This window comes from Helicobacter sp. CaF467b (genome assembly GCF_022664765.1).
GTDB lineage: Bacteria > Campylobacterota > Campylobacteria > Campylobacterales > Helicobacteraceae > Helicobacter_D > Helicobacter_D colisuis.
In genome coordinates this window covers 1-6,711 of record NZ_JALAIY010000002.1, presented here as the reverse complement: position 1 = coordinate 6,711, position 6,711 = coordinate 1, and the positions used below count along the sequence as shown (strand labels likewise).

At 30.8% G+C, this 6,711-nt stretch carries 8 protein-coding genes; all 8 read right to left on the bottom strand.

All coding sequences use genetic code 11. From position 1 onward, the window contains the following. Positions 1-1,025, bottom strand: a 1,025-nt coding sequence (locus MKD52_RS08025) for a DUF6402 family protein (protein WP_242099926.1), incomplete at its 3' end; no start/stop codon positions are given. 572 nt (positions 1,026-1,597) lie between these two features. Then, entirely contained in the window at positions 1,598-1,822 is a 225-nt protein-coding gene (locus MKD52_RS08020; protein ID WP_086289945.1) for a hypothetical protein, read from the bottom strand. Positions 1,823-2,196: 374 nt separating this feature from the next. Next, a complete protein-coding gene (locus MKD52_RS08015) occupies positions 2,197-2,388 on the bottom strand; it encodes a hypothetical protein (RefSeq protein ID WP_086289949.1) in 192 nt (63 codons plus the stop codon). Further along, a complete protein-coding gene (locus MKD52_RS08010) occupies positions 2,389-2,577 on the bottom strand; it encodes a hypothetical protein (protein ID WP_086289952.1) in 189 nt (62 codons plus the stop codon). Beyond that, a complete protein-coding gene (locus MKD52_RS08005) occupies positions 2,574-3,020 on the bottom strand; it encodes a hypothetical protein (protein WP_242099925.1) in 447 nt (148 codons plus the stop codon). Before MKD52_RS08005 ends, MKD52_RS08010 begins: the two co-directional genes overlap by 4 nt. A 138-nt stretch (positions 3,021-3,158) precedes the next feature. Then, complete coding sequence (locus MKD52_RS08000) at positions 3,159-3,563, bottom strand: hypothetical protein (protein WP_242099924.1); 405 nt, start codon at positions 3,561-3,563, stop codon at positions 3,159-3,161. Continuing rightward, positions 3,560-5,725, bottom strand: coding sequence for a DUF6402 family protein (locus MKD52_RS08690; protein ID WP_242099923.1), 2,166 nt, complete (start codon positions 5,723-5,725; stop codon positions 3,560-3,562). The genes MKD52_RS08000 and MKD52_RS08690 overlap by 4 nt, the downstream gene beginning before the upstream one ends. Further along, the coding region (locus MKD52_RS07990) for a phage baseplate assembly protein V (protein WP_242099922.1) at positions 5,722-6,711 on the bottom strand (990 nt) is incomplete at its 5' end. The genes MKD52_RS08690 and MKD52_RS07990, both read right to left, overlap by 4 nt.

The window sequence follows — 6,711 nt, the reverse complement described above, 5'->3', positions numbered from 1 at the left end:
TTGTCTTTAAAGGTTTTTCCTTTATGAGACTTTAGGATTACTACCCCTCCGTGTAAGCATTGCACTTGTTGATTTTCTAAGAGAGCGTGAAGTGTGGCAATAGATTGTGAAGCATTAAGGTTGGAGTGTTCTTTGTCTTTTCGAGAAAACACTCTAAAGTTTAAACCTTTGTTAAAAGTTCGTTTATAATCTTGGTAGTCTTGATTGTAAAGGGGGTAGGTTTGCTTTTGTTTAAGAGTTGGAATGTCGAGCATTTTTATTGTTTTATCTAACCGATTCTTGGAAAAACCAGACAACAAATATTGTCCTATTTGCATTCCAGAATGTTCAAAATCAAATCTCATCTCTTTATAATCCCAAGTTCCCACAGGTTGTCCTAGTGCTTCAATATTTTCATCATTATGCTCTTTATCATCATAATATTTATGCCCCTCATCATCAAAGTCAAAAGTGTCATAGATATAAGCATAAAGCTCTTTAATATAGACATAGGTTTTATCGTTTTCTTTTTTGAGTAAAAATTTACTAGGGATATAATAAATGCTAAACTTTCCTGTGCAAGCATAAAGGGCTATGGCTTGTGCTTGTTTATTGAAAGGGAGAACTTCCCGTATAAAATCCTCATCACCAATACCTATGCCTTGTTGTATAGCGGCTTTGTCTATATCATAAGGTCTTAGGGTATTAATTCTTTTATAATCATCGTGTATAGATAAAAACTTGTCTTTAGGATAAATGCTAAAGGTAAGTTCTGTTTTTGTTTTTGCGTTTTTAATATTCTCTGTATGGACGATTAAATCAATCTCTTCTGTATCAGCAATATTACTAAGTTTAGAGTAGTCTTTTAAGGTTTCTCTAGTGTTTTTTATGCCTGTATCATCAAGACAATTTTCATTTGGGTTGTTTTTACAAAGTCTTTGTTGATGAAAAAGGTTTTGAATTATATGGGTTTTTACACTATCTGAAAGGTGGGGATTGGGATTATGTGGGTCATAATCAACAATAAAATCACTTGGTATATTCATAACTGCCTTTATCTTTATAATGTCTTACTTTAGAAAAAAGTCAATATAATAACATAAATCGGACAATAAGAGAAAAATTGAAGCAATGAGGATAACAAAGTTAAAGTAAAAACTTTGATTGTAAAACTTTTTTTGTTTGTTTTTAGGTTCAATTTATATAAATAAATAAACAATATACAGAATAAGAAAAATATGGGCATCTGAAAATACAAATACAATACCCATAACACAAGTAAAAACAAAATTTATGCGTTGATACTTCTTTTTTGTGTCCAAATTAACTATTGTTTGTGAGTGAAAAATGGCTTTTAGTATAAGAAAAAGGCACAAAAAAAGGCACAAAAAAAATAAATACTCCCAAAAAAATATTACACCACCTTTCCAATCACCAATGGCTTGAGTAATACTAAGGGTAGATATACCCACAAAAAGTCCTAATAAAAAACTTTTCCAAAAAGGGGGAGTGAGAGTAAAAGCTAAAAATTCTTTATTTTTGATAGCATAAGTAATATAAACAAAAATAATAATTATAAGACAAACTGAATTTATACCGAGAAAAATCTGCCAAACTTTCACAACTCTATCCTAAAATACTCTTGTGTATTTTTATCCTCAGGCACTTTTACCACATAGAATCCCCTGTGAATCTTATCCTTTCTCTCACCTTTAGAAAACACCCTAAAGTTTAAGCCTTTGTTAAAAGTTCGTTTATAATCTTGGTAGTCTTGGTTATATAAGGGGTAGGTCTGGTCTTGTTTAAGAGTTGGGATTTCGTAGCTAATGAATTTATCTCTCATCCTTTACATTGCCTTGATATAGCTATCTAAACCATCCATTAAAATCAAAACGCTTATGATAACCGCAAGATACACAAAGAATGAAGTTATGAAGAATATCGTAGATATAATGAATATTTTAAGGGATAATAAAAAGCTTGATTTTTTACTTACCATAAAGGAATCTTTTGTGTCAAAAGATATTCTTTTTGAGCTCTTTAATCTAATCAAAAAATAAATAGCCAAAGATGGCACCAAACAAAGTATAATAGCAAATATAAATACATGTATCTTAAAATGACTAATAAGAGATAAAAATCCAGATACTCTTTCTCGTCCGATATTAATAGTCATATCAAGCATTATGGTAATTATAAAACTTGCCACACATAAAGCTAAAAAGCAAATAATATAAAAATAGAAAGTTTTAGAAAAGTAAAAAAATGTTTATTTTTGCGTAATTGTGTTTTGAGTAACATTAGAATTGGCATAAAAATAAAACTACAAAAAAGCCCAATAATTCCAATGCCATACATCAATATGACAATAAAGCCCTTAATAAAGCCTAAACCATCACCACCGCCCATCTACAACTCCACTCTAAAATATTCTTGTGTATTTTTATCCTCAGGCACTTGTAATACATAGAATCCCCTGTGAATCTTGTCTTTTCTTTCGCCTTTAGAAAACACTCTAAAGTTTAAACCTTTGTTAAAGGTTTTCTTGTAGTTTTGGTAGTCTTGGTTGTAGAGGGGATAGATTTGTTGTGATGTCATAATAAGCTACCAACAAAAAGTATTATTCCAAACCAAAAATGAGGTTCTGTTATAAAAAATAAAAAAAGGCATACAAGCAAAATAAATCTTAGATTGATATTAAAAAATTTATTGTTTGTTTCTATCTCAATATTTTTTACATTCCTTATCTTTTTTGCTATAGAAAATATTACAGAAAATGTTATAGCAAATAAAGGAGAAAATGTTATAGCAAATACTATAGACTCCCCTAAATAATATAATATGAACTTGAGCATTCTATCACCTGCACTCAACAAACTACCCAAAAATACACTCAAAAACATACCCAAAAACATACCCAAAAACAAAGAAAGGAAATATTTCTTACTCAAAGTAAAAGCTAAAAACTCCTTATTTTTGATAGCATAAATCAAATAACAAATAAAAAGGACACCAGCTACACCTAAATTCCACCAAGTCATAATTCTATCCTAAAATATTTTTGCGTTGCTTTATCATCAGGCACTTTTAGAATATAGAATCCTTTATGAATTTTATCATTTGTTTTATCCTTAGAAAAAACTCTAAAGTTTAAGCCTTTGTTAAAGGTTTTATAGTAGTCAAAAGAATACATGTTTATTATTGTCAAGGAAATAAAGAATGAACGCAATGGGAAAGGAAAAAATAATTGAAGATACAAATGGAATACCCATACCACACATAAAAGCAAAATTTATTCGTTGATGTTTCTTCTTTGTGTCTAAAATAACTATTTTTTGTGAACGAAAAATAGCCTTGAGTATAGAAAATACAATAGAAAATACAATAGAAAATATGAAAAGTGGTAACTCAAAAGACAAAATTCCACCCAAAAAAAATCCTACAAAAAATCCCAAGAAAAAACTTTTCCAAAAAGCAGGAGTTAAAGTAAAAGCTAAAAATTCCTTATTTTTAACAGCGTAAGCTATATAAGCAAGAATAGTTATTATAAACCAAAATGATGGCGTTAATATCAACCAAATCATAATTCCACCTTAAAATATGCTTGTGTAGCCTTATCATCAGGCACTTTTAGAATATAGAATCCTTTATGAATTTTATCATTTGTTTTATCCTTAGAAAAAACTCTAAAGTTTAAGCCTTTGTTAAAGGTTTTCTTGTAGTTTTGGTAGTCTTGATTATATAAAGGGTAGATTTGTTGTTTTTTAAGGGCTGGGATTTCGTGGAGTTCAATAGTTCTTGAATGAGATTCTGTCGTAATTGCCGACAAGATATTTCCTTTAACAAAATTGCCCCTTATTTCAGCAAAATGGATTTTAGTATTTTCTATTTGGCTAAATACTCTAGCTCCACCCCATTTTACATAAGAGTTCAGCTCATTCCATTTAAAAGTGTTGTTTGTGTATTTCGCCATCTGCCTTACAGAATGATTGAAATCAAATCTCATCTCCTTATAATTCCAAGTTCCCACAGGCTGTCCTAATGTTTCAATATTTTCATCGCTATGTTCTTTATTATCATAATACTTATGTTCCTCATCATCAAAGTCAAAAGTATCCCAAATATAAGCATAAAGCTCTTTTATATAGACATAAGTTTTATTATGCTCTTTTTTAAGCAAAAATTTACTAGGGATATAATAAATACTAAACTTTCCTGTGCAAGCATAAAGGGATAGAGCTTGTGCTGATGTTTGCTCATCAAGGGAGGCAAGTTTCCACCCAAAATCTTCATCACTGATACCCACACCTTGTTGCATAGTGGCTTTATCTATATCATAAGGTCTTAGAGTGTCAATTCTTTTGTATTCATCGTGTATGGATAAAAACTTGTCTTTAGGATAGACACTAAAGGTAAGCTCTGTCTCTGTTTTGGCATTTTTAATATTCTCTGTATGGACGATTAAATCAAGTTCTTCTATATCGGCAATATTTTTAAGTTGAGAGTAATATTTTAAATCTTGTTTGGTATTGCTTATGCCTGTATCATCAAGACAATTTTCTTTTGGGTTGTTTCTACAAAGCCTTTGTTGATGAAAAAGGTTTTGAATTATATGGGTTTTTACACTATCTGAAAGGTGGGGATTGGGATTCTTGTATATTCTAGTAACATCATCACCCCTACTTAACCCCTCTTGAACTAGCTTTATCTCTAGCAATTCTTCCTTTTTCTCTTTTACTAAAGGAAATTTTAAATAAAACTCATCCCAGTCAAGCTCTACATAAAAATTGCAAGGGTCTATGCTTGCTTTATTTAATTGCTTTATCTCAAAGGGTTTTAGCTCTATATCGGGAGCATATTGTTTGATTAAGGCTTTCATTGTCTCATCTTCTATGCTTTGGCATAATTCTTGAGCGTTTTTATATTTGAGTTGTGAAATTTTAGTAGCATTTCTAGGATTGTCGTGCCATAGTCTTTGTAAAACATAGCTTGTCGTCCAGCCAAGTTTAGATACTTCATCTTTGGCATTTAAAGCTTCTTGCATAGAACAATCAATAGAAATTTGTATAATATCACCTAAGACAAGTTCTGTATAAACATCATCTAAGGGTTCTTTAGTGTAAGCAAAGATTATCATTTTAGAATCATTAATCATATTGTTAATTTCATAATCTTTAACTTCTTTACCTAAATAAGCTTGATTGTTTTTGTCTTTAAGTGTGTAGTATTTTGCATTGTTTAAACATTTTGCAGGATATTGTTCTAATTCTTCCTCATCGCCTTGAGTGAGTTTTTTATTTTGTAAGACATCTTTTAGGGTAAGGTCTTTAGATATACAAGTATAAGCCCATTTAATATCTTTATCTTCTATATGGTCGGGATAATAGGCTTTAAAATCTACTTTGTCTCCTTTTTGGAAACAATATCTCCCTGTTTTAGAATATAGATTTATCCTAAATACATCTGTATATTTGTAGAATCTTAATTCTTGAATCTCATCAATGGCGTTATGAGATATTAAACATCTATCATACATAGGGACGATTTTATAATGATTCTGCTCGTTTAAACATACTGCATAAAGCCGAAATTTATTTGAATCATCCACTGTAAAAACAGCTAAACCATCTCCATTTGTTTTGCCTAATGATTTTGATTTAGTATCGGCTTCTTCCAAAAATAATTCTAAGTCCTCTATGGGTAGATTGCTAATGTTCTCTACCGCTCTAATTGTAATTTCACTCACTCCGCTCTAACCTCTCCACCTTTAACAAGCAATCCTTTAGAATCAATGACTACTTCTACGCCACCAGCCTTGATAATGACAGAATCTCCCTTAGCAGTTATGGTTGTTTCTCCTACAATAAAGTTTATTTGATTACCCGCTTTTTCCTCAATATTTGTTTTGGCTTCCATAGCAATATTATCCGCCATTTCAGTATGGTTTTTATCAGATTCAAATCCTGTGGATTTTTGGGTAGAAAATAAAATATTATGGTTAGAAGTAACATTGATTTGCTCTTCAGAAGTTAGGTTAAACTCTTTTGCGCTTTGTATATCATAATGTCCCCCCACCACTTCCTTTTTATTCCCCTCTACATTTCTATTTTCATCTTTGTGGATAATGGTGTTTTGATTAGAGCCTATTTCAATCTCTTTATCCTCTCCTATGTATTCACTAGAGTTTTTTGCAACTCTTAGTTTATTATCTACTCCAACATTTAGAGTATTACTAAGTCCTACTTGGGTATCTTTTGAGAGAGCAACATTGATTAAGTATTCTCCTCCGATATTGACATTCTTAGCTAAGTCTATGGTTTGCGTATGAAGTTTTTTAATTCTTTCATTATAGATTCCATTAACTATGGAATCTTTATTGTTTAGGATTCTTTGTGTGAAGTTATGTTGGATTAACTCATCATAGTCTTTCTCGGCTTTAAGATAGATTTGTTCTTTGTCTTTGATATTAGAGAGAGTGAGTTCATTATACCCTTCTTCATTGACACCTATGGTTTTAGAAGAAAGGGAAGTTTGGTGGTCATTATAAGGGAGATTAACTAAACTAGGATTATATCCATTATATAAGCTTCCGCTTATATAAGGTTTATCTATATCCTCATCTAAGAAAGAAATAATCACTTCATCTCCAATTCTTGGAGTATGGTAGAATCCTGAATGATTACTTGCAATAGGAGAGCTTACTCTTAAAAAGGGAGTGTGGTGGTAGGATTT

Bases quoted from the DNA above. Each gene is read 5' to 3' on its own strand.
- MKD52_RS08005 (WP_242099925.1), bottom strand. From the start codon at position 3,020: ATGACTTGGTGGAATTTAGGTGTAGCTGGTGTCCTTTTTATTTGTTAT.
- MKD52_RS08020 (WP_086289945.1), bottom strand. From the start codon at position 1,822: ATGAGAGATAAATTCATTAGCTACGAAATCCCAACTCTTAAACAAGAC.
- MKD52_RS08000 (WP_242099924.1), bottom strand. From the start codon at position 3,563: ATGATTTGGTTGATATTAACGCCATCATTTTGGTTTATAATAACTATT.
- MKD52_RS08010 (WP_086289952.1), bottom strand. From the start codon at position 2,577: ATGACATCACAACAAATCTATCCCCTCTACAACCAAGACTACCAAAAC.
- MKD52_RS08015 (WP_086289949.1), bottom strand. From the start codon at position 2,388: ATGGGCGGTGGTGATGGTTTAGGCTTTATTAAGGGCTTTATTGTCATA.